Origin of the sequence: Pseudonocardia sp. WMMC193 (genome assembly GCF_021728735.1) — a bacterium.
Classification (GTDB): Bacteria; Actinomycetota; Actinomycetes; order Mycobacteriales; family Pseudonocardiaceae; genus Pseudonocardia; species Pseudonocardia oroxyli.
On sequence record NZ_JAKKDO010000003.1, the window covers coordinates 5609582 to 5635030 of the forward strand.

The 25449-nt window shown below is 74.3% G+C and carries 18 protein-coding genes; 11 read left to right on the forward strand and 7 right to left on the reverse strand.

Features of this window, described 5'->3' with window-relative positions; all coding sequences use genetic code 11:
• Window positions 1–22: 22 nt before the first annotated feature.
• Complete coding sequence (locus L3X23_RS28815; protein ID WP_237196103.1) at window positions 23–373, forward strand: helix-turn-helix transcriptional regulator; 351 nt, start codon at window positions 23–25, stop codon at window positions 371–373.
• Window positions 360–800 (forward strand): SRPBCC domain-containing protein, encoded by a 441-nt coding sequence (locus tag L3X23_RS28820; RefSeq protein WP_237196106.1) that lies wholly within the window; start codon window positions 360–362, stop codon window positions 798–800. Before L3X23_RS28815 ends, L3X23_RS28820 begins: the two co-directional genes overlap by 14 nt.
• On the opposite strand, the gene map is transcribed toward L3X23_RS28820, so the two are convergent.
• Window positions 788–1579 (reverse strand): type I methionyl aminopeptidase, encoded by a 792-nt coding sequence (gene map / locus L3X23_RS28825; RefSeq protein ID WP_237196108.1) that lies wholly within the window; start codon window positions 1577–1579, stop codon window positions 788–790. The two genes, L3X23_RS28820 and map, sit on opposite strands and share 13 nt — an antisense overlap.
• A 34-nt stretch (window positions 1580–1613) precedes the next feature.
• On the reverse strand, window positions 1614–2603 hold the full coding sequence (locus L3X23_RS28830) for a YdcF family protein (RefSeq protein ID WP_237196109.1): 990 nt from the start codon (window positions 2601–2603) through the stop codon (window positions 1614–1616).
• A 75-nt stretch (window positions 2604–2678) separates the two neighbouring features.
• On the opposite strand from L3X23_RS28830, the gene L3X23_RS28835 reads away from it, so the two are divergent.
• The gene (locus L3X23_RS28835) at window positions 2679–3179 is read left to right on the forward strand and encodes a hypothetical protein (protein WP_093082863.1); all 501 of its coding nucleotides are present in this window, start codon (window positions 2679–2681) and stop codon (window positions 3177–3179) included.
• Window positions 3180–3448: 269 nt separating this feature from the next.
• Entirely contained in the window at window positions 3449–4912 is a 1464-nt protein-coding gene (locus L3X23_RS28840; RefSeq protein WP_237196111.1) for a class I adenylate-forming enzyme family protein, read from the forward strand.
• On the opposite strand, the gene L3X23_RS28845 is transcribed toward L3X23_RS28840, so the two are convergent.
• The 4 genes from L3X23_RS28845 to L3X23_RS28860 all read right to left on the reverse strand — a co-directional run bounded on the left by L3X23_RS28845 (window position 4884) and on the right by L3X23_RS28860 (window position 11262).
• Complete coding sequence (locus tag L3X23_RS28845; protein ID WP_237196113.1) at window positions 4884–5960, reverse strand: NAD(P)/FAD-dependent oxidoreductase; 1077 nt, start codon at window positions 5958–5960, stop codon at window positions 4884–4886. The two genes, L3X23_RS28840 and L3X23_RS28845, sit on opposite strands and share 29 nt — an antisense overlap.
• Window positions 5957–6622 carry a TetR/AcrR family transcriptional regulator gene (locus tag L3X23_RS28850; RefSeq protein WP_237196115.1) on the reverse strand — a complete coding sequence of 222 codons (666 nt, stop codon included), beginning with the start codon at window positions 6620–6622 and terminating at the stop codon, window positions 5957–5959. Before L3X23_RS28850 ends, L3X23_RS28845 begins: the two co-directional genes overlap by 4 nt.
• A gap of 2379 nt (window positions 6623–9001) precedes the next feature.
• Window positions 9002–10252, reverse strand: coding sequence for a DUF4032 domain-containing protein (locus L3X23_RS28855; protein WP_237196117.1), 1251 nt, complete (start codon window positions 10250–10252; stop codon window positions 9002–9004).
• Entirely contained in the window at window positions 10249–11262 is a 1014-nt protein-coding gene (locus tag L3X23_RS28860) for a LacI family DNA-binding transcriptional regulator (protein WP_237196119.1), read from the reverse strand. The genes L3X23_RS28855 and L3X23_RS28860 overlap by 4 nt, the downstream gene beginning before the upstream one ends.
• Before the next feature lie 185 nt (window positions 11263–11447).
• On the opposite strand from L3X23_RS28860, the gene L3X23_RS28865 reads away from it, so the two are divergent.
• The 7 genes from L3X23_RS28865 (at window position 11448) to L3X23_RS28895 (ending at window position 22838) form a co-directional block, all read left to right on the forward strand.
• A complete protein-coding gene (locus L3X23_RS28865; protein ID WP_237196121.1) occupies window positions 11448–12743 on the forward strand; it encodes an extracellular solute-binding protein in 1296 nt (431 codons plus the stop codon).
• The gene (locus tag L3X23_RS28870; protein WP_237196123.1) at window positions 12740–13699 is read left to right on the forward strand and encodes a carbohydrate ABC transporter permease; all 960 of its coding nucleotides are present in this window, start codon (window positions 12740–12742) and stop codon (window positions 13697–13699) included. The genes L3X23_RS28865 and L3X23_RS28870 overlap by 4 nt, the downstream gene beginning before the upstream one ends.
• Window positions 13700–14533 (forward strand): carbohydrate ABC transporter permease, encoded by an 834-nt coding sequence (locus tag L3X23_RS28875; protein ID WP_093082837.1) that lies wholly within the window; start codon window positions 13700–13702, stop codon window positions 14531–14533.
• 3 nt (window positions 14534–14536) lie between these two features.
• Window positions 14537–15790: an ABC transporter ATP-binding protein gene (locus L3X23_RS28880; protein ID WP_237196125.1), complete on the forward strand. Its 1254-nt coding sequence runs from the start codon at window positions 14537–14539 to the stop codon at window positions 15788–15790.
• A 458-nt stretch (window positions 15791–16248) separates the two neighbouring features.
• A complete protein-coding gene (locus tag L3X23_RS28885; RefSeq protein ID WP_237196128.1) occupies window positions 16249–19386 on the forward strand; it encodes a hypothetical protein in 3138 nt (1045 codons plus the stop codon).
• Window positions 19387–19572: 186 nt separating this feature from the next.
• A complete protein-coding gene (locus L3X23_RS28890; RefSeq protein WP_093082826.1) occupies window positions 19573–21402 on the forward strand; it encodes a dynamin family protein in 1830 nt (609 codons plus the stop codon).
• Window positions 21399–22838, forward strand: a complete 1440-nt coding sequence (locus L3X23_RS28895; RefSeq protein WP_237196130.1) for a dynamin family protein — start codon at window positions 21399–21401, stop codon at window positions 22836–22838. The genes L3X23_RS28890 and L3X23_RS28895 overlap by 4 nt, the downstream gene beginning before the upstream one ends.
• Before the next feature lie 145 nt (window positions 22839–22983).
• Here the strand turns inward: L3X23_RS28895 and L3X23_RS28900 are convergent, their stop codons facing one another.
• On the reverse strand, window positions 22984–25431 hold the full coding sequence (locus L3X23_RS28900; protein WP_237196133.1) for a hypothetical protein: 2448 nt from the start codon (window positions 25429–25431) through the stop codon (window positions 22984–22986).
• Between the last annotated feature and the right edge of the window lie 18 nt (window positions 25432–25449).

The window sequence follows — 25449 nt, forward strand, 5'->3', positions numbered from 1 at the left end:
AGCCTCTGGTTACATAACGCGGGTGGACCTGTTCGCCGCGCTCGCGGACCCCGTGCGCCGGGAGGTCGTGGAGCTGCTCGCGGACGGCCCGGTCGCGGCGGGAGTCATCGCGGAGCGCTTCCCGGTGAGCCGGCCCGCGGTGAGCAGGCACCTGCGGGTGCTGCGCGAGGCCGGGCTGGTGGAGGCGCAGGTGCGCGGGCAGCAGCGGGTGTACACGCTGCGCCGGGCCGGGCTCGCGCCGCTGGAGGAGTGGCTCGGGCGGTTCCGCGCCCCCGTGCTGCCCGCCGACCGGCTGGACGCCCTGGACACCGAGCTGCGCCGCGGTCGCCGCGCGCGCGACACCGAAGAAGGAGAGCGCCGTGGCACCGCGTGACGTCGTCGTCCGCCGGACCTACCCGGATCCGGTCGAGGAGGTCTGGTCGGCCTTCACCGACCCCGCGCGGCTGGCCCGCTGGTACGGCACCTATGCGGGCCGGGGACGCCCGGGTGGCACGGTGGAGGTCACCGTCACCGCCGAGGTCGACGCGGGCGGCGAGGTGGGCGAGCCGGTCACCGCGCTGATCCACGAGTGCGCGCCGCCGCACCGGCTGGTCGTCGAGTTCCCGGTGGGTCCGCAGAGCTGGCGGGTCGAGCTGACCCTGAGCCGCGCGGGCACCGGGACCGAGGTCGAGCTGAGCCAGCGCGCGGTCCCGGACGTGGCGCCCGCCGATCTCGAGGCGGGCTGGGCCTGGTACCTCGACCGGCTCGGCGCGGCCCTGGGCGGAGCGGCGATGCCGGACTGGGCCGCCTACGCGCCCTGAGCCGCGAGCTCGTCCTCCCGGCGGGTCAGGACCAGGGCGTCCCCCTCGGTGATCGCGACCGTGTGCTCGGAGTGGGCGGTGCGGGAGCCGTCGGCGGAGCGCAGGGTCCAGCCGTCCTCGTCGAAGACGATCTTGTCGGTGGTCCTGGCGAACCACGGTTCGAGGGCGAGGGTCAGGCCCGGGCGCAGCGTCAGGCCCCGGCCGGCGCGGCCGATGTTGGAGACGTGCGGGTCCTCGTGCATGGTGCGGCCGATGCCGTGGCCGCCGAACTCGTCGTTGACCGGGTAGCCGTGGTCCGCGGCGACGGCGGAGATCGCGGCGGAGATGTCGCCGATCCGGTTGCCGGGCCGGGCGGCGTCGATCGCCGCCTCGAGGGCCCCCTGCGTGGCGCGGACGATCCGCAGGTCCTCCTCGGCGGGCGTGCCCACGATGACCGTGCGCGCCGAGTCCGCCGCCCACCCGTCGATGCTCACGGCGATGTCCGCGGTGACCACGTCCCCGTCCCGCAGCACGTAGTCGTGCGGCTTGCCGTGCAGGACGGCGTCGTTGACGGCCAGGCACAGCACGTTGCGGAACGGGCCGCGGCCGAAGGAGGGGGCGTAGTCCCAGTAGCAGGACTCCGCGCCGCGCCGCGCGATCATGGCGCGGACGTGGTGCTCCAGGTCCAGCAGGTTCACCCCGACGTCCGCGATCCGGCCCACCTCGGTGAGGATCTCGGCGACGAAACGCCCGGTCACCTGCATGCGCTCGATCTCCGCAGGCGTCTTCAGCTCGATCACGACGACCTCCCGGTATAACAATACCGGTCGCCGGCTACCCGACGACGGCGACCAGGACCGCGGGGAGCGGAAGCGCGGTCAGTGCGAGCAGGACGAGGTGGACCGTGCGGTGCTCCCGCAGGATCGCGACGAACTCCCGCAACACCGCGCTCGGCCAGAAGTATCCCGCGGTCGGGGCGCCGACGGCCTGGGCGTCGACGCCGAGCCTGCGCGCCAGCATCGCCGCCCGCAGCACGTGGTAGTTGCTGGTCACGATCAGACCGGGGCCCTGCACCAGCTCCCGGCTGAACAGCAGGTTCTCCCGGGTGGTGCGGGAGGCGGTCTCCGCGCGGACCGCGGCGGGCGGCGCGCCGTGCTCGACCGCCCACCGCGCCATCGCCTCCCCCTCGGCGACCTGCTCGTCGGCGCCCTGCCCGCCGGAGAGCACGAGCAGCCGCGCGCCGCGGCGGAAGAACTCCGCGATCCCCGTCCCGACCCGGGACGCGAGCAGCGGGGTCACCCGGTCGCCGATCAGCCCGGACCCGAGCACGACCACCCAGTCGGCCGACCGGCGTCGGGTCAGCAGGCCGTAGACCCAGGCGTAGCCCAGGAAGGCGGTGAACTGGAAGGCGAGGTACACCGCGACCAGGCTGCCCAGCAGCCAGAGCGCCTTCAGCCAGGTCGGCCCGGACAGGATCACCGGGAGCGCCGCGGCGACCAGGGAGAGCACGCCCAGCCCGGCGAGCAGCGACAGCGAGTTGCCCGCGCTGACCCGCTCGCGGCGCAGCATCGTCACCCCGTTGAGGACCAGGAACACGCCCAGGACCAGGGCGAACAGCGGCGAGAACAGCGCGGCCACGAACAGGAGCGCGAACAGCGGGTTGCCGGTGTCCGCGCTGAAGACGCCGAGCACACCGACCGTGACGACGAGCGCGGCGAGCAGCCAGTAGGCGTTGCTCAGCCTGCGGGGCTCGCGGCGCACCCGGCGCGCCGCGGCCCAGCAGCACAGCACCGCGATCGCGAGCGCCACCAGGGGGAGCAGCATGGCCGCCATCCTCGCCCGAGTCGGCGCCGGGCGCGGCCCGATTCACCGCAACGAGACGATGAGCAGAATGTGCCCATGTCGATCAGGGGCGAGACCGAGCCGAGCCGCATCGCCGCCGTACTCCGCGAGCGGATCTACGGCGGCATCGCCTGCCTGAGCACGCTGCTGGTGTTGGCGCGGGCGGACGAGCACGAGCCGTGGCTCGCGCTGCTCGACGTGGCGGTGGCGACCGGGGCGCTGTGGGCGGCGAGCCTGTTCGCGGACGTCGTGGCGCACCTCGCCGCGCACGGCTCGGCCCCGCGGGGTGCCGAGCTGACGGGGACGCTGCGGGCCTCGGGACAGATCCTCGAGGCCGCCGTCGTCCCGGCGCTCCTGCTGCTGCTCGCCGGGCTCGGGGTGCTCCGGACCGAGGCGGCGCTGCGGGCCGGGATCTGGGTGTCGGTGGTCGCGCTGGGGATCTTCGCGTCCCTCGCGGTCCGACGCACCGGCCTGCCGTTCTGGAAGCGGACCCTGCTCGTGGCGATCCTCGTCGGGATCGGCGCGCTGGTCATCCTCGCGAAGACCGTCGCGCACTGAGTCGCCGCCCGGGGAGACCCTCGGGTCGGGAACGCGTCCTGCCTGATCGAGCCGCACTGGCTGGGCGAGGAGCGGGCGATGCCCGACCCGAGGTCGTCCTACCCTCGAGGAGGCCGCGCGAGCGCGACCTCTGCACGGATCAACGAACCGGACGCCGCGGGGATGTTCACCCACAGCGGTCAGGACGTGATGACCCAGCGGAATCGGACTGGTCCGTTGGGGAAGCCCGGTTGGACGACGGTTGGAGCGGCCCGGTGCACGGTGTCCCCATGACCACCTACATCGAGGACCTGGTGGAGGTCCTGGCGCAGGCGGGCGACCGGCCCGTCCTGCGCCACGAGGGCACCGACACGACCGGTGCCGCCCTGCTCGCCGAGATCCGGCGCACCGCCCGCGCGCTCGACGGGCTGGGGATCGGGCGGGGGGACCTCGTCGCCCTGCTCGCCCCGAACACGCCCGAGGCGCTCGCCGTCCGCTACGCGGCGCACCTGATCGGCGCCGCGGCCTGCTACCTCTCGGTGCCGCCGGACCCGCAGCGGCGCGCGGCGATGATCGCGCAGTTCGCGCCGCGGCTGGTGGTGGTCTTCCCGGAGACGGCCGACCTGCTGCCGCCGGTGGACGCGGTCGTCGCGTCCGTCGGGGCCGGTGTCGGACTGCGGCTCGACGAGCTCGCCGCGCCCGAGTCCGACGCCCCGCTGCAGTGCCGCGCCCGGCCCGCGGACCTCGCGGTGCTGATCTCCTCCGGCGGGACGACCGGGGTGCCCAAGGGCAGCCGTCGGGACTTCGCGCGCTACTCGGCGATGACCGCGACGCCGCCGGACCCGGCCCGCAGGCAGCTGGCGAACGGCAAGCTCGCCTACCTCACGCAGGTCCTGGTCGACCAGACCCTGCTCGGGGGCGGACTGGTCGTCCTGCAGGACCACTACGAGCCCGAGGCCACCCTCGCCGCGGTCGCCCGGGAGCGGATCACGCACCTGTTCCTCGTGGAACCGCAGCTGTTCGGGCTGATGGACCACCCCGGCGTCGCCGCGGCCGACCTGTCGTCCCTGCAGGCCGTGACCCACATCGGCGCGATGGCGGCGCCCGTGCTGCGGCAGCGGGCGCGGCGGATGCTGGGCCCGGTCGTGATGCACACCTACGGGGCCAGCGAGATCGGCATCGTGTCCGCGCTCCCGCCCGCCGAGCACGACCGGCCCTCCCGGTTCTGGTGCGCCGGGCGGATCGTGCCGGGGGTGGGCGTCCGGTTCCGCGCCGCCGACGGCACGCTCGACCGGCGGGCGGGCGCGATCGAGGTCCGCTCGCCCGCCATGGCGCAGGGGTACACGAACCGGCCGGTCGAGGAGGCGGAGCACTTCGTCGACGGCTGGTACCGCACCGGCGACTACGGCTGCCTCGACGAGGAGGACATGCTGCGCATCCTCGGCAGGCGGTCCGACATCGGCGAGCTCGGCGCCGTGACCCCGGTCGAGCTGCAGGACACGCTCTGTCGCCTGCCGAGCGTCCGGTACGCCGTGCTGGTCGCCGATCCCGAGACGGGCGTGCGGATCGCCGCGGCGCAGGCGTGGCCGGGCGGGGCGGTCGACGTGGCGGACTGCCGCGCCGCCGTGGCCGCGCGGTACGGCGAGGCCGTCGCGGCCTCCCTGCAGGTGGTGCCGATGGTCGCGATCCCGCTCACCGAGCAGGGCAAGCCCGACCGGGTGGCGATCAGGCAGTCGGCTGCGGCCCGGTGCTGAAGAACCGGACCAGCCCCTCGGGGGCGTCGTCCGCCAGCACCAGCTCCAGGCCCGCCGCGGACTCCGCGGCGGCCTGCGCGGCGCGGGCGAACAGCTCCTCCTCGTAGGTGCGGAGCGGGATGTCCTCGACCAGGGCGCGCCCGAGCTCCGCACCGTCGAGCATGGCGAGGTTGGCGCCCTCGCCCGCGAACGGGCTCATCACGTGCGCGGCGTCCCCGAGCAGGGTCACCCCGGGCACCGGGTCCCAGCGATGGCCCACCGGCAGGGCGTGGACGCGGCGGGGGACCAACGGCCCGTCCGCCTCGGCGACCAGGGCCCGCAGCTCGTCCGCCCAGCCCTCGAACCGGCTGAGCACGGCCGCCTTCGCCGCGGTGGGGTCGGTGAAGTCGATCGTGTCCAGCCAGTCCACCGGGGCGGTGACGGCGACGTAGACGTGGTTCCCGCCGTCGCTCTCCCGGTGGGCGAGGAAGGCCTTGCGCTCGCCCAGGGCCATCAGGCTGCCCGCCCCGACCACGTCCCGGGGTTCGCGCAGGTCCGCCTCGACGAAGCTGACCCCGGTGTAGGCGGGCGTCGCCGCGGAGAGCACGGGGCGGACCCGGGACCAGGCGCCGTCCGCGCCGACGATCAGGTCGGCGGTCTCCGCGGTGCCGTCGGCGAACCGGACGAGCCCGGGCTCGACGTGCACGACCTTGCGTCCCCAGCGGACGGTCCCGTCCGGCAGCGCGTCGAGGAGGAGGTCCCGCAGGTCGCCGCGGTCGATCTCCGGGCGCTGCCCGTCGCCGTCGTCGGTGTAGCGGACGACGCCGTGCCGGTCCAGCACCCGGGTCGCGTCGCCGCCGCTCAGGACCTTGGCCAGGAAGGCGGCATGGAGCCCGGCCGCGCGCAGCGCGGCCTGCCCGGACTCCTCGTGCAGGTCGAGCATGCCGCCCTGGGTGCGGGCGTCCCGGCCCGCCTCGAGCTCGACGACCGTGGGGTGGATGCCGTGGCGGCGCAGGACGGCGGCGAGCGTGAGGCCGCCGAGTCCGGCGCCGACGATCAGGATCTTCATTCGGGGACCTCCGTGGATGTGATGCCGCGCAGCAGGGCGCGCACGGCCCAGGAGCGGCGGGCGGCCGGGCTGCCGGACAGCAGCGGCCCCGCCAGGGCTCGGACGTGGGGCAGCCCGCTCTCCCGGACCTCCCGGGACAGGGCGTGCCGGTCCCGCTCGACGGCCTCGTCGCTCCGGCGTGCGGCGTGCTCGGCCGCCGAGGCCGCGACGTGCAGCAGGAGCAGGTCGACTCCCCACGCGGCCCGCTCGGGCCGGACGCCGCCGCCCCGCATGAGCCCGAGCAGGGAGTCGATCAGCGCCAGGTAGTGCGGTCCGTGCGGCCAGGCGGTGAGGGCCGAGCGGGCCAGCGAGGGATGGGCGAGCAGGACGTCCGCGTAGGCGGCCAGCAGCTGCTCGACCCCGTCCTCCCACGAGCCGGTCGGGCCGGGCCGCGGCTGCCGGAGCGCGTCGCCGAGCAGCTCGTCGAGCACCGCGGCGTGCAGCTCGTCGGTGTCGGAGACGTAGACGTAGAGCGAGGCCGCGCCCGTGTCCAGCTCCTGGGCCAGGCGCCGCATCGTGACCTTGGCCAGACCCTCGGACCGCACGATCGCGGTCGCGGCCGCGACGATGCCCGCGCGGGTGAGCGGCGGTTTGGCGGGGCGGTCGCGGCGGCTGGTGGGCATGGCCCCGACTCTACACGAACATGTTCGTGACGAACATGTTCGTTGCGCGGTGCGGTATCCCCCGGACGGCTCGTCGCCTCCTACGGTGATGCCGGTGACCACGGGTGAGGACGCGCACGAGCTGCGCGTGCACGGGGTGGCGGGAACGCCGCCGGAGGCGATGCTGCAGCTCGGCGCGGTGTGGGTCGACGGGCCGGGCGGGGACCCCGGCGCCGGGCGGACGTGGGACGTCGGAGTGTCTCCGCGGCCGTCCACGGTGGACCAGATCACGCTCTGGCGGGCCCCGCGCCGGGACGGGCGGGTGCGGGCCTGGTCGTGGAGCTCGTTGACCTCGGGGCGCTGGTACCAGGCCTTCTACCTGCTGCTCCTCCCGTTCATGATCGCGAACCTCGCGGGGTGGATGGTGGCTGGCCGCACACCGGACGGGCCGCCCGAGGCCGGGGCGCCGGCCGCGCTGCGGACCGGGCGCCTGCGCTGGACCACCCTGCTCGTGCGGCTGACGGGGCTGCTCGTCACCGTCGTCTTCGTGGTGTCGGTGCAGCTGGTCGTGGCCGACCTGGTCGCGTGGCAGTGGTGGTACCGGGCCGACGGCAGTCCACTGTGGGTCGTCGCGCTGGGGCCGCTCGGCACGGCGGCGGTCTTCGGCGTGCTCGTCGCCCTGACCCGGATCCGGCCCAAACCCGAGGAGCTCGCGCCCGGGTCGCGACCGAGCCTGCGCGCGCGGTGGGCCGCGCTCGGCGAGCAGTGGAGGCGGCCGCGGGACCCGGTGGGCATCGGGTTCCTGACCCGGGCCCAGTGGCTGCTGTGGAACAGCGGCGCGATCAACGTCGCGCTCCGCAGGCTGCACCTGGCCACCGGGCTCGCCGTGATCGCGCTCCTCACGGCCTGGCCGGTCGGCGGGACCTCGCTGCCGTGGCTGCGCACACTCACCCTGGCCCTCGCCCTGCTCACCCTGGTCGGCGTGCTCGTCCTGCTCGGGTGGATCGGCCTGCGCCGGGGCCGCGACGCGCCGGCCACCCGTGAGCTCGACGAGGAGGGCGACCCGGGTGCGGCCCTGGCCTTCCGGCTCGTCCGCACGGTCGTCGTCTGGCCCGCGGTCGCCGCGGTGCTGCTCGCCGCGGCCGTGCCGCTCGGCTGGTCCGAGCCGCTGGTGCGGCAGTGGGCGACCCTGCCCGCGCTGCGCGGGTCGGCGGTGTGGGTGACCCTCGCGGTCGTCGCGCTGGTGGTGGCGCTCACCGCGGTCGACCGGGGCGGGTGCCGCCTGGCCACCCCGGGCGCGGTCCTCCTGCTCGCGGCGAGCATCGGAGCGGAGTTCGGGGCCGGGGTGATCAGCCGCGCGGCCGGGCTGGTCGGCGGGATCGGGGACTTCCCGCCGGTGGTGGACCGGTTCGTGGACTGGCTCGCCGTCGCCGTGACGACGAGCCTCGCCGCCCTCGTGCTGGTCGCGGCGGCGCGGTGGCTCGTCCTGCGGGCCCGCGGCGTCCCCGCCGTGCCCGCGCTGACCGCGCGGGCCTCGTGGCTGACCGCCGCGCTCGGCGGGATCGGACTGGTCCTGACGGCGCTGGTGATCGTGCAGGTGTTCCGCGGTGCGGACGTCGCGGACCTGCCGTGGGGGTTCGGCCTGGCCGTCGTGCTCGCGCTGGTGGTGCCCCTGGTCGCGGTCGCGAGCGTGCTGGTGGCGGAGCGCGGCACCGCGTGGTTCGTCGCCGCGTCGGTGGGTGGGGCCCTGGTGGCCGCCGTCGTCGGGTGGGCGGTGCGGACCGGGCGCAGCCTGCGGTTCGCCGGCATCGACGTGCCGCCGCCGACGTTCGCGGAGTTCTGCCTCGCCGTCGCCGTGGTGCTGCCCACCGCGGCGATCCTGGGCCGCATCTACCTGGGCCTGCGCCACCAGGGGGTGCGGCGCGGGGTCGGGGTGCTGTGGGACGTCGGCACCTTCTGGCCGCGCTGGTTCCACCCGCTCGCCCCGCCCACCTACTCCGACCGGGCGGTGCCCCGGCTCGTGGCGCGGATCCGCGCGGAGGGCACCGTGCTGCTCGCGCCGCACAGCCAGGGCGCGGTGATCGCGAACGCGGCGCTGCTGCTCGACGCGGAGACCCCCGGCGATCGTGCGCACGTGGCCCTGCTCAGCTACGGGTCACCCTGGCAGCGGCTCTACGCGGAGTTCTTCCCGTCGCAGGTGGACGAGGGTGCGACCGCGGCCGTGTGCCGCCGGGTCGAGGGCCGGTGGGTCAACCTGTGGCGCGCCACGGACCCCGTCGGCGGCCCGATCCCCGGCACGCCGCACACGACGGCGATCCGGCGGCCGCGCCAGGAGGGGCACTCCGACTACTGGGTGGAGCCCGCCTACCGCGCCGCGGTCCGGTTCCTGCGCGGCAGGGCCTACTCGGGCACCGAGAACCAGCCCGTGCTCGGCTCGACCACCGCGGCGCGGGCGGCGGAGTCGCGGGGGGCGCGGCCCGCGAGAGCGGCCAGCGACCGGGCGTCCCCGACGTCCGCACCCTCGCGTTCGGAGAGGATCCAGCGGACCTCGAGGAGGTCGCAGTAGGCCTGGACCGGGGAGCCCACCCCACCGACCGCCTGGTGGGCGCGTCGGCAGCCGGGGCGGAAGCAGGTCTCCAGCCAGCTCGCCGCGGTCTCGGCGTCGGAGGGGTCGCGGCCGTCCCGCCTGCACAGCCAGGCCCGGTGCGCCTCCAGGTCGCCGAGCAGCACCGAGGCCTGCCCCTCGCCGACGTCCAGGCCGGTCAGCTCCTGCAGCCTGCGCGCGTGGAACCGGCGGTCGCCCACGCCGACCTGCATCGTGACCTTGTCCGGGGCGTCCCCCGCGGGTTGCAGCTTGACCTCCTCGACGGCGAAACCCAGCTCGTTCAGCTCGCGGATCTTGCCCTCGATGCGGTAGCGGTCGCCGAAGGAGAACGTCGGCGCCGCGTTCAGCGCCGACCACAGCGCCTCGTACCGCTCCGGGATCGCGAACGCCTCGGCCATCAGCTGGGGATGGATCTCCGGCGGCCGGTCGAGCCGCTCGGCCAGGTCGATCATGCCGCCCGCCACGTTCTCCACCAGGATGTCCAGGTCGAACTGCCGCTGGCCGTCGGACAGCGACGGATGGATCTCGCTGGTCTCGGCGTCCACCATGAACGCCTGCAGGAGCTGGCCGTCCCGCATGAACAGGGTGTTGGCCAGCGAGCAGTCGCCCCAGAAGATCCCGTGCCGGTGCAGCTCCACCAGCAGCCCCGCCATCGCGTCGAACAGCCGGGCGCGGTGGGCGGGCCGGTTCGGGGGCAGGCGCATGAACAGCCGCCGGTACTGCCACGAGCCCTCGAGGAAGCGGGTGACCAGGATGGCCGTGTCGTCGGGCTGGTAGACGACGCCCGCGGGCCGCACGGCGGGCAGCTCCTCGTCCTCCATCCGGCGCAGCACGGTGAACTCGCGGCGCGCGATCCGGTGCGGCAGCTCCTTGAGCGCCCAGCGCCGCCCGTCGGTCTCGACGAACCGGACGAGGTGGCGGCTCGGCCCCACCGAGACGTCGACGAGCGGGACCTCCGCCGGGCTCCACTCGCCCAGCGGCCGGTCCCAGGGCAGCGCGAGCAGCCCCGGCGTCAGGTCGCGCAGGATGATCTCCGGGGCACTCATCGGCGCTCCTCCCGTGGGGGTGCGGTGCTGCCGCGGACCACGAGCTGGGTCGGGAGCACGATGCCCGGGCCGGGGTCCCCGCCGGACAGCGCGGTCGCGACCATGTGCCCGGCCAGCGCCCCCTGCTCGCGGACCGGTTGGCGCACCGTGGTCAGGTCGGTGAGCTCGGCGAGGGGGTGGTCGTCGATCCCGATCACCGAGACGTCTGCGGGGATCCGCAGCCCGGCCCGGCGCAGGGTCCGGATAGCCCCCAGCGCCACCTCGTCGCTGTGGGCGTAGACCGCCGTCGGCGGGTGGCGGAGCCCGAGCAGGCGGGCCATGGCGTCCGCCCCCTCGGCGCCGCCCCAGTCCACGGTGGCCACCAGGTCCTGCTCCTGCGGCAGGCCCGCCTGCTCGAGGGCCTGCTCGTAGGCGAGCCGCCTGCCCACCGGCTCCTCGCCGCGCTGGTCCGGGTCGAGTGCCTCGATCATCGCGATGCGCCGGTGTCCCAGGTGGATCAGGTGGTCCATGGCCTGGCGCCCCGCGGCCAGGTCGTCGATGGTCACGAACGGGACGGTGCTGGCCGCGCCGCCCACGGTGACCAGGGTGACGTCCGTGCCCTCCCACGCGTCGACCTCGAAGGCCAGCGCGACGACGGCGTCGACGACCCGGCGTCCGGGCATCCGCTGCAGCTGCTCGGCGCGGTCCGCGGCACCGCCGACACAGTGGACGAGCAGGTCCAGGCCCGCGCTGCGCAGGGCGCCCGCGAGCCCGTCGAGCAGGGCCGCGAAATACCACCGTTCGAGGTGCGGGACCAGCGCCGCGACGCGCCCGGTCCGGCCGCCCGCGAGCCGCGACGCGTCGGGCGAGACCACATAGGACAGCTCGTCGGCGACCCGCCGGACGCGCTCGCGGGTGGCCGCCGCGACGTGCGGATGCCCGCCCAGCGCGCGCGACGCCGTGGCCGGGGAGACCCCGGCGAGTCGGGCCACGTCGGCGAGGTTGACCGCGCGCTCCATCGGTGCGGACACGGGCGCAGCATAGGCCCCGATCGGAAGCGCTTGCATAACGATGCGGTCGCCGATTGTGGGATCGACGCGCCGGATGTCCTCGTCTGCTCTAGCGTTCGTGTGACTCTTGACACTGCCGACGTCTGTGCCCACAGTGACCGCTGGAAGCGCTTCCAGCCTGCCCACCGACCAACGGAGGTCGATTCATGCGACGCCCCTGGAGGAGCCGCCTCGCCGCGGCCGCACTCGCCGTGGTGGCGGTGGGCGGTCTCGCGGCGTGCGGTTCCGGTGAGTCGGGACCCCCCGTCCTGACCTGGTACACGAACCCGGACGACGGTGGCCAGGCCACCATCGCCCAGAAGTGCACGGCCGCGGCGAACGGCCGCTACTCGATCGCGGTCTCGGTGCTCCCCCGCGAGTCGTCCGAGCAGCGCCAGCAGCTGGTCCGCAGGCTCGCGGCGAACGACACCTCGATCGACATCATGAGCCTCGACCCGCCCTACATCCCGGAGTACGCGCAGGCCGGGTTCCTGGCCCCGATCCCGCCGGACGTCGCGGCGCGGGTCACCGAGGGCACCGTCCAGAGTGCGATCGACGGCGCGACCTGGGACGGCAAGCTGGTGACGGTGCCGTTCTGGGCCAACACCCAGCTGCTCTGGTACAAGAAGTCCGCCGCGGCCGCCGCGGGCATCGACATGTCGCAGCCGGTCACCTGGGACCAGCTGATCCAGGCCGCCGAGAAGGCGAACACGAACATCGCGGCCCAGGGCAGGCGCGCCGAGTCGCTGACGGTGTGGTTCAACGCCCTGATCTCCTCCGCGGGCGGTGCGGTCATCGCGCAGAACTCCACGGACCCGACGCAGATCCAGCTCGGGCTCGACAGCCCGGCGGGCCAGCGCGCGGCGCAGGTCATGAGCGATTTCGCCAAGAGCGGCCGCGAGGGCGCGGCCTTCTCCACCGCCGGTGAGGACGAGAGCGTCGCCGCGTTCGAGGCGGGCACCGCGGGCTGGATGGTCAACTGGCCGTTCGTGTGGAGCAAGGCGAAGAGCGGCGTCGAGGGCGGCACGCTCCAGCAGTCCGTCGTGGACGACTACGGCTGGACGATCTACCCGCGGGTCGACGCGGACAAGCCCGCCGCCCCGCCGTACGGCGGCATCAACCTGGGCGTCGGCGCGTTCAGCAGGCACCCGGACCTGGCCTACGAGGCCACCGAGTGCATCACCTCGACGCAGAACCAGAAGGAGTACTTCCTCACCAACGGCAACCCGGCCTCGCGCTCGTCGGTGTTCAGCGACCCCGAGGTCCTCGCGGACTTCCCCATGGCACCGACCATCGAGGAGTCCCTCCAGCTCGCCGCCCCGCGGCCGCAGACCCCGTACTACAGCGAGGTCTCCGGCAGCATCCAGCGCGAGTACCACCCGCCCGCATCCGTCTCGCCTGCGACCGGCGCCGACGCGACCGCGCTCATCCAGGCGGTCCTCTCGGGGAGGCAGCTGCTGTGACCACCACCGTTCCGCCGACCACCACGGCGCCCCCCGCCACCGCTCCGCCGACGGGTGCGTCCGACCGCGCCCGGGGCGAGCAGCGGCTGGGGTGGATGCTCGCCGGGCCCGCCTTCGCGGTGATGCTGCTGGTCACGGCGTATCCCATCGGCCAGGCCGTCTACCAGTCGCTGTTCGCCTACCGGCTCACCGACCCGGAGAACCGCCGGTTCGTGGGGCTGAACAACTACGGCGTGGTGCTCAGCGACGCCATCTGGTGGCAGTCCATCGGGGTCACCGTGCTGATCACGGTGATCACCGTCGTCGTGGAGCTGATCCTCGGGTTCCTGCTCGCGCTCGTCATGGCCAACGCGCTGAAGTCCATCCGGCCGGTGGTGCGGGCGGCGATCCTGCTGCCCTACGCCATCATCACGGTCGTCTCGGCCTTCGCGTGGCAGTTCGCCTTCGACCTGAACTCCGGCTTCGTGAACTCGTGGTTCTCCTGGATCCCCGGGATCTCCGCGGACACGGACTGGTTCGGCTCCTTCGGCAGCTCCATCCTGGTGATCTGCCTGGCCGAGATCTGGAAGACCACCCCCTTCATCTCGCTGCTGATCCTGGCGGGCCTGGCCCAGGTGCCGGACGTGCTGCAGGAGGCCGCCAAGGTCGACGGCGCCTCCTGGTGGCAGCGGATGTGGAAGGTCACCATCCCGAACATGAAGGCGGCCATCATGGTCGCGCTGCTGTTCCGCACGCTGGACGCCTTCCGCGTCTTCGACTCCATCTTCGTCATGACGGCGGGGGCGAACGGCACCGAGTCGGTGTCCTTCCTCGCCTACCGCCAGACGATCGCCCGGTTGGAAGTCGGGCTGGGCTCGGCGGTGTCGGTGCTGTTGTTCATCGCCGTGGTGCTCATCGCGTTCGGGTTCATCAAGGGCTTCAAGGTGGACCTGAGCCAGGCACGGGGGGAGAAGTAGATGTCTGCGAAGGAACGCAACTGGTGGATCGTCGCCGGCGTCGTCATCGTGCTGTACGCGCTGTTCCCGATCGCCTGGATCGTGTCGCTGTCGTTCAAGGCCCCCGCCGACATCGCCAACGGGCAGTTCCTGCCCACCGTGTTCACCTGGGCGAACTACTCCCAGATCCTCACCGGTGACGCGGCCGCGCTCTTCCTGCCCGCGCTGCGCAACTCGTTCGGCATCTGCCTGATCGCCACGTTCCTGGCGTGCATCCTGTCCATGTTCGCCGCGTACGCCATCGCGCGGCTGGACTTCAAGGGCAAGAAGCTGATCCTGTCCACGGCGCTGGCGGTGGCGATCTTCCCGGTCATCTCGATCGTCACGCCGCTGTTCAACCTGTGGCGGCTGATCGGGCTCTACGACACCTGGCCCGGCCTGATCATCCCGTACCTGTCGCTGACCCTGCCGCTGTCCATCTGGACGATGTCGGCCTTCTTCCGCGAGATCCCGTGGGAGATGGAGCAGGCGGCCCAGGTCGACGGGGCCACCTCGTGGCAGGCCTTCCGCAAGGTCATCGTGCCGCTGGCGGCGCCCGGTGTGTTCACCACGGCGATCCTGGCGTTCTTCCTGGCCTGGAACGACTTCGTCTACGGCATCTCGCTCACCTCGACCAGCGCGGCCAGACCGGTGCCCGCGGCGCTGGGGCTGTTCTCGGGGGCCTCGCAGTTCGAGGACCCGACGGGGGCGACGGCGGCGGCCGCGGTCGTCGTCACCATCCCGGTGATCATCCTGGTCCTGATCTTCCAACGCCGGATCGTCTCCGGCCTCACCAACGGCGCTGTGAAGGGCTGAGCTATGGCATCCGTGGAGATGAAGAACATCGTCAAGAAGTACGGTGACGGCTTCCCGGCGGTCAACGACGTCAGCCTGGACATCGCCGACGGCGAGTTCATGATCCTGGTCGGCCCGTCCGGCTGCGGGAAGTCGACGCTGCTGCGCATGGTCGTCGGCCTGGAGGACATCACCTCCGGGGACATGATCATCGGCGGGACGCGCGTCAACGACAAGGCCCCGCGCGAGCGCAACCTGTCCATGGTGTTCCAGAACTACGCGCTCTACCCGCACCTGTCGGTGTTCGAGAACATCGCGTTCCCGCTCCGGCTGGCGAAGACGCCCGAGGCGGAGGTGCAGGAGAAGGTCCGGGCCGCCGCAGACGTCCTCGAGCTGCACGAGCACCTGGATCGCAAGCCCGCCAACCTCTCCGGCGGCCAGCGCCAGCGGGTCGCGATGGGCCGGGCGATCGTGCGGGACGCGGACGCGTTCCTCTTCGACGAGCCGCTGTCCAACCTGGACGCCAAGCTGCGCGGCCAGATGCGCACGGAGATCGCGCGGCTGCAGCGGCGGCTGGGCATCACCACCATCTACGTCACGCACGATCAGACCGAGGCCATGACCCTCGGCGACCGGGTCTGCGTGCTGCGCAGGGGCGTGATCCAGCAGGTGGCGTCGCCGCGGGAGCTGTACGAGCAGCCCGTCAACCTGTTCGTCGCCGGGTTCATCGGCTCCCCGCCGATGAACTTCCTGCCGGCCAAGCTGCGCAACGGGACCCTGGCCACCCCGTTCGGGGACATCGCGCTCGACCCGAAGCGGGGCGCGGACATCGGGGACCGGGACCTGGTCCTGGTGGGCATCCGGCCCGAGGCCTTCGACGACGCGTCGCTCGTGGACGAGGCCAAGAAGCCCTACGGCTCCACCTTCCGCGCCCGCGTCGACGTGACGGAGTGGCTGGGGGACAGCCAGTTCGCCTACATCCCGTACGAGGCGCCCGAGGAGGTCGTCGAGCAGCTCAAGGAGCTGTCCCGGGAGCTGGACTCCGAGGCGCTGCGGACCCAGGCCGTGGTGTCGATCGACTCCACCAGCCGGATCCGCGCGGGCCGCGAGGCGGAGTTCTGGCTCGACGCCCGCAAGGTCCACGTCTTCGACCCGGCCACCGGGGAGAACCTCACCCGGGACTCGGACGCCGGCGCGGAGCTCACCCGCCTGGCGGAGGAACAGCGCGCCGAGGAGATCGACGAGGCCCGCGCGAGCGGGCTGACCGTGGAGGGCTGAGCCTCCCCGGACCCGACGACAGCGGCCGCTCCCGAACGGGGGCGGCCGCCGTCGTGTGCAGCGCTGCGAGGTCGCACGTTTCGTGCGCTCAGTGCTGCGTGATCGCGAGTCGCGTGCAACGAGTGCTGTGGCGGCAGCACTGAGCGCACGGAAACGGTGATCTTCCCCGACGGGCGGCCGCGAGGCCGAGCTCCGCGGCGTTCCGTGGGCGGCCGCGCACCAGGGCCTCCCGACGACCTCGGGCCGTGTGGTTCGACAGCGGCGGCGTCGCATCTCCGCAGGTGAATGCCCTTTTCCGAGCTCCGGGGAGTAACGCCGGGAGATCCTCGGGGGAGTTTTGAGTAGCGATTGCTCTCCTACCCGGGTGGCCGTCGCTGTTGACTTCTGGTCATCGGCAGGACGGGCACTCCGGACGGCCCGCCGAGACCACGGGAACCGAGTACGGACGGGCGAGCGACATGGCGCAGGAACAGGGGCACGGCTCGCCCTTCTTCGACGACGGGGACCTGGTCGATTGGACCGGCGACAGTCAGGGAGAGCCGTTCACGATCTTCGGTCGAGACGGCGCCGACGAGCCCGCCCCGGTGGGCCCCGTCTTCCTCTTCGACCACCGGTACGCCGACACGGCGCGGGAGCCCGGAGCGGTACTCCCCGGCGGGGCGGCGGGTTTCGAGGCGGACGGGCCCGGTTGGGCGGACGACGTCGAGCACGGACACCAGGACGACCACAGCGAGCACACGGCCCACGGAACGGGCCACGAGGGAGATGTGAACGACATGAGCACCCACGACAACGGCATCCAGGTCACCGGCCCGGTACAGGTCGAGGCGGCCGACGGCGGGCCCACCCAGGTCACGGGCCCGGTCCAGGTCGGGGACCACGAGGGCGGGGCCACGCAGGTCACCGGCCCGGTCCAGGTCGGCGGCGGGCACGACGGCGGTACGCAGGTCACTGGGCCGGTGCAGGTGGGTGCGGCGGACGGGGGTCCGGTGCAGGTGACCGGCCCGGTGCAGGTCGGCGGCGGGCACGAGGGCGGTACGCAGGTGACCGGCCCGGTGCAGGTGGGTGCGGCGGACGGGGGTCCGGTGCAGGTGACCGGGCCGGTGCAGGTCGGCGGCGGGCACGACGGTGGCACGCAGGTCACCGGTCCGGTGCAGGTGGGTGCCGCGGACGGCGGGGCCACCCAGGTGACCGGTCCGGTGCAGGTCGGCGGCGGGCACGACGGCGGCACGCAGGTCACCGGCCCGGTGCAGGTGGGTGCGGCGGACGGGGGTCCGGTGCAGGTCACGGGGCCCGTGCAGGTCGGTGAGACCGGCGGGGCCACGCAGGTCACGGGGCCGGTGCAGGTCGGCGAGTCCGGCGAGGCCGTGCAGGTCACCGGGCCCGTGCAGGTCGGTCGGGTCGGGGACCCGGTGCAGGTCACCGGCCCCGTGCAGATCGGCGCGGACGGTCAGCCGGTCCAGGTCACCGGCCCGGTGCAGGTCGGGCGGGACGGCGGCACCGGTGCCACCCAGGTCACCGGCCCCACCCAGGTCGCCCCCGCCAACGCGGCGGCGTCGGCGAGCGAGGCGGCCGCGCAGGTCACCGGCCCGGTCATGGTCACCGGGGCGCAGGAGTCCCTGCAGGTCACCGGTCCGGTCCAGGTCGGCGGCGGCCACGGGGGCGGCACGCAGGTCACGGGCCCGGTCCAGGTCGGTGCCTCCGACGGCGGCCCGGTGCAGGTCACCGGCCCCGTGCAGGTCGGCGGGCACGAGGGCGGCCCGGTGCAGGTCACGGGCCCGGTGCAGGTGGGTGCGGATGGGAACCCGGTGCAGGTCACGGGGCCGGTGCAGGTGGGTGCGGATGGGAACCCGGTGCAGGTCACGGGGCCGGTGCAGGTGGGTGCGGATGGGAACCCGGTGCAGGTCACGGGGCCGGTGCAGGTGGGTGCGGATGGGAACCCGGTGCAGGTCACGGGGCCGGTGCAGGTGGGTGCGGATGGGAACCCGGTGCAGGTCACGGGGCCGGTGCAGGTGGGTGCGGATGGGAACCCGGTGCAGGTCACGGGGCCCGTGCAGGTCGGCGCCGAGGGCGAGCCCGTGCAGGTCACCGGCCCGGTGCAGGTCGGCGAGGGTGCAGGCGGCACGCAGGTGACCGGCCCGGTCCAGGTCGGCCCGGCCGCGGGCGGCGGGACGCAGGTCACCGGCCCCGTGCAGGTCGGCGGCGGCACGGGTGGCACGCAGGTCACCGGCCCGGTCCAGGTCGGCGCGGACGGGAACCCCGTCCAGGTCACCGGTCCGGTGCAGGTCGGGTCGGCGGGCGAGCCGGTGCAGGTCACCGGCCCGGTGCAGGTCGGCGGGCACGACGGCGGCCCGGTGCAGGTCACCGGCCCGGTCCAGGTCGGCGCGGACGGGAACCCCGTCCAGGTCACCGGTCCGGTGCAGGTCGGCTCGGCGGGCGAGCCGGTGCAGGTCACGGGCCCGGTCCAGGTCGGCGAGGCCGGCGGGGCCACCCAGGTGACCGGCCCGGTCCAGGTCGGCGGCGGGCACGGCGGTACCCAGGTCACCGGGCCCGTGCAGGTCGGTGCGGCGGCCGGCGGCGCGACCCAGGTGACCGGCCCGGTGCAGGTCGGCGCGGCGGGTGACGGTCCGGTTCAGGTCACCGGCCCCGTGCAGGTGGGCCCGGCGGGCGATGGTCCGGTTCAGGTGACCGGTCCGGTGCAGGTGGGTGCGGCGGACGGCGGGGCCACTCAGGTGACCGGTCCGGTCCAGGTCGGTGCGGGCCACGACGGCGGCACGCAGGTCACTGGGCCCGTGCAGGTCGGTGCGGCGGACGGCGGCGCGACCCAGGTGACCGGCCCGGTGCAGGTGGGCCCGGCGGGTGACGGTCCGGTTCAGGTCACCGGCCCCGTGCAGGTGGGCCCGGCGGGTGACGGTCCGGTTCAGGTCACCGGCCCCGTGCAGGTGGGCCCGGCGGGCGATGGTCCGGTTCAGGTGACCGGCCCGGTGCAGGTGGGTGCGGCGGACGGCGGGGCCACTCAGGTCACCGGTCCGGTCCAGGTCGGTGCGGGCCACGACGGCGGCACGCAGGTCACCGGCCCGGTGCAGGTCGGGGACCACGACGGCGGGGCCACTCAGGTCACCGGTCCGGTCCAGGTCGAGGCGGCCGACGGCGGCCCGACCCAGGTCACCGGTCCCGTCCAGGTCGAGCCCGCGGGCGGCGGGGCCACCCAGGTCACCGGCCCCACGCAGGTCGACCACGGGGACGCCTTCGCCAACGACGTCCCGGCCGCGGCCGCCCCGGCGGACCACGGGGACGCCTTCGCCCAGGACGTCCCGGCCCCGGCCGCGCACTTCGCCGCCCCGGCCCACGAGGAGCACGCGACGGAGCACTTCGCCGCCCCGGCCCCCGTGACGCACGACGAGCCCGCCCCCGAGCCGGTCCACACGGTCCAGCACGAGAGCGCGCCCGAGCCGCAGCACGAGTCCTTCGCGGCGCCCACCTCGCACGAGAGCGACAGCTCCTCCTACGAGGCGAGCCACCACGAGGCGGCGGCCGAGTCCGAGTCCCACGACGCGGGCCACCACGACGCCGGGCACGACTCGCACGACGGCTGACCGGTACGGCAGGGCAAGGCACGGCACGGCAAGGCACGGCACGGCAAGGCACGGCACGGCAAGGCACGGCGCGGTACCTCAGCCGCCCCAGAGCGGCTGAGGTACCGCGCGGCAGGACCCGGAGCCCGGCGACACCCGTCGCCGGGCCTCCGGTCGTCAGGACCACACACGACGGGCGGGGACACGATGGCAGGGCAGCTGGAGGGCAGGCGGGCGCAGGCGGCGTCGACCCTCGACCTCGCGATCAAGGGCGCGACGGTCTACCAACGCGAGGACCTCACCCGACGGCTGACGGCGGCGAAGGACATGCTGTCGACGCCCTCGGTGATGGTGTACGTGGTGGGGGAGTTCAAGCAGGGCAAGAGCTCCCTGATCAACGCCCTGCTCACCGCCCAGGTCTGTCCGGTGGACGACGACATCGCGACGGCCGTCCCGACCGTCGTCAAGTACGCGGCGGAGCCCACGGCCACCGCGACCTACGTGCGGGACCAGGACACCCGGGTCGAGCAGATCCCGTACGAGGCCGCGGCCGGGTACGCGGCGGAGGGGGACCCGCGCGGCGCCGAGGCCCGCGCGCGGGGGCTACACGCCGTGCAGATCGGGATCCAGCGCCGGCTCCTGCAGGACGGGCTCGTGCTCGTCGACACCCCGGGCGTCGGCGGGCTGGGGTCGGTGCACAGCACGGTGACGGTGGGGGCGCTGCCGCAGGCCCACGCCGTCGTCTTCTGCTCCGACGCCTCCCAGGAGCTCACCGCTGCGGAGATCAAGTTCCTGAAGACGGCCCAGGAGCTCTGCCCCACGATCATCTTCGCGCTGACCAAGACGGACCTGCACCTGGAGTGGCGGCGGATCCTGCAGCTGGACCTCGCCCACCTCGAGCGGGCGGGGGTGGCGGTGGAGCCGATCGCGCTGTCGTCGGAGCTGCGGTTGCAGGCCGCCAAGCGGGTGGACCAGGCGATGAACGCCGAGTCCGGGTTCCCGGCGCTCGTCGCGCGGCTGACGGAGGTGGTGGCGGACTCGGAGCAGGTCACGCTGCGGGCCGTGGGGAATCACGTCTACTCCGTGGTGGACCAGCTCGAGCAGACCGTGCGGGCACGGCAGAGCGCCCTGGTGCACCCCGAGCGCACGGCGCAGCTCACCCGCGACCTCACCGACACCCGCGAGCGCCTCGAGCGGCTCAAGGCCCGCAGCGCGCGCTGGCAGACCCTGCTCTACGACGGGCTGGCGGACGTCAGCTCCGACATCGACCACGACCTGCGCATCCGGGCCCGCGGGGTGCTGATGGACGCCGAGAACGCCATCGACGAGGGCGACCCGGCGAAGAACTTCGAGGAGTTCGCGTCCTGGCTGCGCCAGCGGCTCGCGGGCGAGACGATGGAGAACTACGCCGAGCTGATCCGGGCGACCAAGGACGTCGCGGAGCGGGTGGCCGAGCACTTCGAGCTGGAGGAGTCGGCGATCGTGGTGCCGCTGCGGGTGGAGGCGCCGGTGGCCAAGGTGGACTCGCTGGAGTTCGACACCGGCTTCGCGGTGGCCTCGAAGAAGTCGGCCACGGCCATGGCGGGGCTCCAGAAGTCCTACGGCGGCCTGATGATGTTCACCATGCTCACCCACATCGCGATGCTCGCCATCCCGCTGCCCATCGGGATCGCCGCGGCCGCGCTGATGGGCCGCAGCGGCATGAAGGACGACCGCAAGCGCCAGCTCGAGCAGCGCCGCCAGAAGGCGAAGCTCGCGGTGCGGCGCTACGTCGACGAGTTCAACATCCACGTGGGGAAGGACTCACGGGACGTGATCCGGCGGATCCAGCGCGAGCTGCGCGACGGCTACACCGAGCGGCTCGACGAGCTGCTGCGCTCGCTCGCCGAGGCCCTCAAGGAGGCCGAGCGGGCCGTGCAGAGCGAACAGACCGAGAAGCAGCAGCTGGAGCGGATCGAGTCGGACCTGAAGTCCCTCGCCATGCTGCGTGGGCAGGCCGACGGGCTGATGAGCGGTCCGCGGGCGGCCGCCGCATGAGCACCCTGCTGCGGCGGACCCGCGAGCTCGTCGGGGAGGCGGCCGCGCTCGCGGCGGGCACCCGGATCGAGCCGATGATCACCGCCGTGGCGGCGCGGATCGACGAGCCGCTGCGCGTCGCCATCGCGGGGCGGGTGAAGGCGGGCAAGTCGACGCTGCTCAACGCGCTCGTCGGGCAGGACCTCGCCGCGACGGACGCGGGGGAGTGCACCCGGATCGTCACCTGGTTCCGGCACGGGCCCTCCTACCGGGTGATGCTGTTCCCCACCCAGGGCCCGCCCGCCCAGCTCCCCTTCCCGCAGTCCGGGTCGCTGGCCTCGATCGACCTCGCGGGGCACACCCCGGACCTGGTGTCGCGGATGGTGGTGGACTGGCCGTCGCGCAGGCTGCAGGCCATGACGCTGATCGACACCCCCGGCATGGGCTCGATCAACGACGAGATCTCCGCGCGCTCGCGCGTGCTGCTCACGCCGGAGGGGCCGACGGGCTCCGGCGCCGACGCCGTCGTGTACCTGATGCGGCACATGCACGCGGACGACGTCTCGTTCCTGGAGGCCTTCCACGAGACCGAGGGGCAGGGCAGGCCGGTCAACACGGTCGGGGTGCTCGCCCGGGCGGACGAGGTGGGGCACGCCCGGACGGACGCCCTGGACAGCGCCGCGCGGATCGCCGCGCGGTACGCCGCCGACCCGCGGGTGCGGCGGCTCTGCCACACCGTCGTGCCGGTGGCCGGGCTGCTGGCCGCCTGCGGCGCGACGCTGCGGCAGGCCGAGTACGCCGCCCTCGTCGCGCTCGCGGCGCTGCCCGCGGAGACGCGCGAGGGGCTGCTGCTCACCACGGACCGGTTCATCTCGGCCGAGGTGGGGGTCGACCCGGCCACGCGGCTGGAGCTGGCCCGCAGGCTGGGGCTGTTCGGGATCCGCAGCTCCCTGGAGCTCATCGCGTCGGGCGAGGCCGCGGACGCCTCCGCACTGGCCGCGCATCTGCAGCGGCTGTCCGGGATCACCGGCCTGCACGAGCTGCTGACCACGCGGTTCGCCGCGCGGGCGGACGTGCTGAAGGCGCGGACCGCGATCCTCGCGCTGGAGGCGCTCTTCGCGGGCTCACCCCCGCCACCGGACCTGCAGCGCCGCTTCGACGCCCTGGTCGCGGGCGCCCACGAGCTCACCGAGCTGCGCCTGATCGACGCACTGCGCGAGGACCCCACCCTCCTGCCGGGGGACGACGGCTCCGCCGAACGCCTGCTCGGCTCCTACGGCGCCGACCCCCGCACCCGGTTGGGGCTGGGGGACCTCGCGGACCTCGGCCAGGTCCGGCAGAGCGCCCTCACCACGCTCGCGCGCTGGCAACGCGAGGCCGAGGACCCGCTCGCCACCCGCGCCACCGCCACGGCCGCCCGGATCCTGGTGCGCACCTGCGAGGGCATGCTCGTCTGAGGGTGTGCCGGTGCGGGACCGCCGCTGGAGACTGCACGTTTCGTGCTCTGAGCGCTGCATGGTGACGGTTTGCGTGCGCTCAGTGCTGTCGGAGCAGCACTGAGCGCACGAAACGTGCGACCGCGAGCAGGCGTACGCGCGGCCTTCACGCGTGGTCGAAGGCGCCTGCGTCGTGGTGGTCGTGATCGTGGGACTCCGGGGCCTCGAAGGACTGGTCGTGCAGGTCCTGCTCGTGGGACTCCGCGGCGGTCGGTTCGGGGACGGCGTGTGCGGGGGTGTGCGTCTCGACCGGCGCGGCCGGCTCCTGCGCGGACCCCGGGGCAGCCTGCGCGTGCACCGGTTCGACGGGGGCGAAGTGTTCGACGGGCGCCTCGGACCCGCCGAAGTGGTCCGCCGGATCCGACGCAGGCCCCGACGCCGAACCGGGAGCCGACGCCGGAGCCGCGCCCGGATCTGGTGCCGACGACCCCGCCGACGACCCCGCCGACGACCCCGATGCCGGAGCCGGGTCCGGGGTCGGGGCCTGGCCGGTGGACGCCGCCTGCGGCGCGGGCGCGGTCGCCGGGGGGATCGGCGGCCCTTCGGTGAGGGTGGGGTCGTCCGGCGCTGCGGCGCCGTGCGTGCCTGCGACCGGGGCGGTGGTGTCCGATCCGTGGCCCTCCGTGCCTCCCGCGGGATCGCCGTGACCGCCGGCGTCCGCTCCGTGCGCGGTGCCTGCCGGGGGCTCACCCGTGGTCGGTGGGGTGGTCTGGCTGAAGGCGGTCGGGGTGGTGGCCTCGCCCGTGGGGCCGGGGTGGGCGGGGCCGGGCTCGTTCAGCACGATCGGAACCATCGAGCCCGCGGCGATCCCCGTCGTCGCGAGCAGGGTGTGGTCCATGACCCCGGAGGTCGAGGCCGCGGCCACCGGTGCCGCGGCGCCCGCCCCGGCCGCGCCCGCCCCCGCCGCCCCGGCCGGGGCCGCCGCGCCCGGGGACGGAGCCGCGCCCGGGGACGGAGCCGCGCCCGGGGACGGAGCCGCGCCCGGGGCCGGAGCCGCACTCGGCCCCGGGACCTGCACGGACGTGGAGCCCGGCCCGCCGGCCTGGCCCTGGACCGTGGTCCCGCCCGGGGAGTTCGAGGCCTGGACCTGGGTGGAGTGGGCCCCGCCCTGCTGGGCCTGGGTGCTCGTGCCGCCCGCCGTCGCCGAGACCTGGGTCTGGTGGGAGTCGGCGCCGCCCCGCTGCCCCTGGGTCGTGACCCCGCCCGCGGTGTCGGACACCTGCGTCTGCGTGGACCCCGCCCCGGCGTTCTGACCCTGGGTGGTGATCCCGCCCCCGGTCGAGGAGGCCTGGGTCTGGGTGGAGCCGGCGCCCGCGCCCTGGCCCTGGGTGGTGATCCCGCCCCCGGTGGCGGAGGTCTGGGTCTGGGTCGAGCCCGCCCCGGCGCCCTGGCCCTGGGTGGTGATGCCGCCCTCGGCGCTGGAGGCCTGGGTCTGGGTGGAGCCCGCGCCCGCACCCTGGCCCTGCGTGACGATCCCACCCTCGGACGTGCCGGTCTGGGTCTGCATCGACCCGCCACCGGCGCCCTGGGCCTGGGTGATGATCCCGCCGTGATCCGAGGTGCCCGCCTGGGTCTGCGTGGACCCCGACCCGGCGCCCTGCGCCTGGGTGATCACCGCGTCCGCGCTGTCCGCCGCCTGGCTCTGGTCGGACATGCCCTCCGCGGTCTGGATCTGGAGGACGCCGACGCCGCTGACCCCGTCCGCCACCGCGGACTGGTCCTGGGTGGCGTCGAGATGGGCGTCCGCGCCGACGTGCGGGTCGTCGATCACCGCGACGTGCTCGTCCTGGACGAGGGTCGCGTCGAAGTGCCCGTCCGTGTCCGGTACCAGGTCGACGGTCGTGTGGGCGTCGGTGTGCACGGCGTAGGAGCCGTCCGGGTTCTCCGAGACGACGACCGTGGCCACGTGGTGGACCACGACGTCCTGCCCGGAGTCCGGGTCGATCATCGCGACGCCGTGGTCCGTCGCCACGAAGGTGTGCCCCTCGTACTGCACGACGATCCGGGTGAACGTCTCGACGACGAGGTTCCCGTTCTCGTCCGCGCGGATCACCGATTGCTGGAACTGCTGCACGACGATGTCGACCGTGTCCCGGCCCGCGTCCCCGCCGGACCCCCCGCCCGACTCGTGGGAGGAGTAGCTCGAGCTCTGCGTCGCGGTGACCGAGCCGTCCGGCCCCGCCTCCACCGAGCTCGACACGCTGTCCGGGGTGATCCCCTCCGACCCGCTGACCTGGTGCACCGTGACCGAGTCGGGCCCGGCGGCAGCGCCGTGATCGGCGTGCGGACCTGCTGCCGAGGTGTCCGGCGAGGACGGTCCGGACGGGCCCGCGGCGCCCGACGCCGACGTCGTCGCGACGGTGACCGGATCGGGTGCCGCCTGCGCGCCCCCGGCGGCCGCCGCCCCGCCGAACGCCGTGCCCGCGGCGAACCCGCTGGCCAGCGCCGACCAGGTCAGCACCGGCACCGCCCGGCCCCCGGAGGCGGCCTCCTTGACCGCCCGCACGGCGCGCACGGCCCGCACGGCCAGGTCGATCTGCTCGGACTCCCTCATGCGCTCACGGTCCCCCGA